We start from the raw sequence: 2,778 nt of genomic DNA on the forward strand, positions 1-2,778 counted from the left end.
CACGTCTTCGAGGCCAACCGCGGCAAGGCCAACGTGCTCAACGACCTGCGCGGCCGGGTCAATGCACCCATCGTGGTCTTCTCCGACGCCAACACCTTCTTCGATCGCCAGGCCATCCGGCGTCTGGTGGGCTGGTTCAACGACCCTGATGTGGGCGGCGTCAGCGGCGAGCTGCGCCTGCTGGGCAACGCCGGGCAAAACCAGGATAGCCTGTATTGGCGCATCGAGCAGGTGCTCAAGTTCTTCGAGGGCCGCATCGGCGGACTCCTGGGCGCCAATGGGGCCATCTACGCGGTGCGCCGCGAGCTGTGGCCCGAGCTGGCGAGCAACGCCATCTGCGACGACTTCCTCATCGGCATGCACGTGAGCGCCAGTGGCAAGCGCATGGCCTACGACCCGTCGGCCTGGGCCGAAGAGGACACGCCCGAGAACATCTCGGAAGAACACCACCGGCGCCTGCGCATCGGGGTGGGCAACTTCCAGGCGCTGTTCGAGCACCCGGAGTTCCTGACGCGCACCAGCGGGGCCACCCGCTTCGCGTACGTGTCGCACAAGGTGCTGCGCTGGCTGACCCCCCACCTGATGCTGGCGGCTTTGCTGGCCAGCCTGGCGTTGTCGATCCTGCCCAGCCTGAATCAACAACTTTGGCAAGCCTGGACCGCGCTGCAAGTGTTGGGCTACGCCGTGGTGTCGTGGTGGTACCGGCGCAGCAGCGCTGGCGCGGCGCTGCCACGCATCGCCAAGCTGCCCACCTTCTTTTTCGCCCTGAACTGGGCCTTCCTGTTGGCTTCGATCCGGTACGCGCGTGGCACCCAGCAGGGAACCTGGCGCCGCACGGCCCGCTGACCCACGGAGCACGCGATGCTGTTCAACTCCGTCGAGTTCCTCTTTCTCTTCCTGCCGATCGTCCTGATCGTGTACTACCTGCTGCCTCACAAGCAGCAGAACACCTTCCTGGTGCTGGCCAGCTGCTTCTTTTATGCGAGCTGGGACTGGCGCTTCCTGCTGCCGCTGCTGTGCACCACCGGCCTGGACTACTGGATCGCGGGCAAGTTGGAAGCCTCGCACAAAGCCAAGGGCCCCGAAGCCGAGCGCAAGCGCCTGGTCTGGATCAGCGTGGTCTCGAACCTGTCGCTGCTGGGCTTTTTCAAGTACTGCAACTTCTTCATCGAGTCGACCTCGGCGGTGCTGACCGCGCTGGGCTTCGAGGTGTCCGTGCACACGCTCAACATCGTGTTGCCGGTGGCGATCTCGTTCTACACCTTCCAGGCGCTGTCCTACACGATCGACGTCTACCGGGGTGAACTGCACCCGTCGGGCACGTTCTGGGACTTCTTCCTCGGCGTGCTGTACTTCCCTCACCTGGTGGCAGGCCCGATCCAGCGCGCGTCCACCTTGCTGCCACAGGTGCTGCTGCCCCGCCAAACCACGCGCCAGCAATGGGAAGACGGCCTGCACCTGATCATGTGGGGCTTTTTCAAGAAGGTGTTCCTGGCCGACAACCTGGCGCCCATCGCCGACCAGGTTTTCAGCAAACCCGACCCGACCGGGGGCGAGGTGCTGGTGGGCGTGCTGGCCTTCACCTTCCAGATCTACGGTGACTTCTCGGGCTACACCGACATCGCGCGCGGCATCGCCAAAATCATGGGTTTCGAGTTCACGCTGAACTTCAACCTGCCCTACTTCGCGACCAACCCGTCCGACTTCTGGCGGCGCTGGCACATCAGCCTGTCGCAGTGGCTGCGCGACTACCTCTACAAGTCGCTGGGCGGCAACCGCGGCGGCACCTTCTTCACGTACCGCAACCTGATGATCACGATGGTGCTGGGCGGCCTGTGGCACGGCGCCGCCTGGAACTTCGTGCTCTGGGGCTTCTACCACGGCGCGCTGCTTTGCATCCACCGCTACCTGAGCCCCTACCTGGACCGTTGCGAGCAGGCGATCCCCCTGCCCCGCGCGCTGTGGCTGACGCTGCACATCGCCAGCATGTTCGTGATGACCTGCTATGGCTGGCTGCTGTTTCGGGCCACGTCTTTGGACCAGGTGCTGGGCATGAGCAGCGCCCTGAGCAATCCCCTTGAAGGGCTGGACACGGCCAGCCTGCAAACGATCGGCCTCTACGCCCTGCCCCTGGTCATCGTGCAGTGGCTGCAGTGGCGCAACGGCGAGCTCCAGTTCATGCGCCTGCCCATCATCCCTGGCTCGCTCAAGCCTGTGCTGTACGCCGGCATGTTCTATGCGGCGGTCTTTCTGGGTGGCACGCCACAGTCCTTTGTCTACTTCCAGTTCTGAGTCATGAGCATGCGATCCGTGGCCCGCTGGGTGGCCTACTGTCTGATCTTCCTGCTGACGCTGGAGGCCCTGGCGCGCCTGGATGACTGGGTGCGCGAGGGCGCACCGCTGGCCGGCAACCACGACATCGACACCGTCTTCGTGAGCGCCCCTGGCGTCAAGGCCGGCAAGCCCGGCGCCCACTTCGGCAAGTGGCAGATGAACAGCCTGGGCTTTCGCGGGCCCGAGCCCATCGAGGGGCGACGCAACATCCTGGTCTACGGTGCCTCCGAGTCCTTCGGCATCTACGAGAGCCCCGATCAGGAGTACCCTCGCCAGCTGGCCCGGCTGCTGGAAGCGACCCAGCCTGGCGCGTACAACGTGCTCAACGCGGCCGTGCCTGGGCTTCGCATCGGCCGCATGGGCTACCTCGAGCGCATCCTTCAGCAGGCGCCCGCCAGCCACCTCATCGTCTACCCGACGCCAGCGGCCTACATCGGCGTGGAC

The 2,778-nt window shown here is 65.0% G+C and carries 3 protein-coding genes; all 3 read left to right on the forward strand.

The window, feature by feature from the left end:
* Positions 1-846, forward strand: an 846-nt coding sequence (locus B2W70_RS18080) for a glycosyltransferase family 2 protein (RefSeq protein ID WP_286747942.1), incomplete at its 5' end; no start/stop codon positions are given.
* A 15-nt stretch (positions 847-861) separates the two neighbouring features.
* A complete protein-coding gene (locus B2W70_RS18085; protein WP_286747944.1) occupies positions 862-2,292 on the forward strand; it encodes an MBOAT family O-acyltransferase in 1,431 nt (476 codons plus the stop codon).
* 3 nt (positions 2,293-2,295) lie between these two features.
* Positions 2,296-2,778 (forward strand): hypothetical protein (locus B2W70_RS18090; protein WP_286747946.1); only part of this gene is annotated, 483 nt, incomplete at its 3' end.

Origin of the sequence: Aquabacterium sp. UBA2148 (assembly GCF_002328915.1) — a bacterium.
Taxonomy (GTDB): Bacteria; Pseudomonadota; Gammaproteobacteria; order Burkholderiales; family Burkholderiaceae_C; genus Aquabacterium; species Aquabacterium parvum.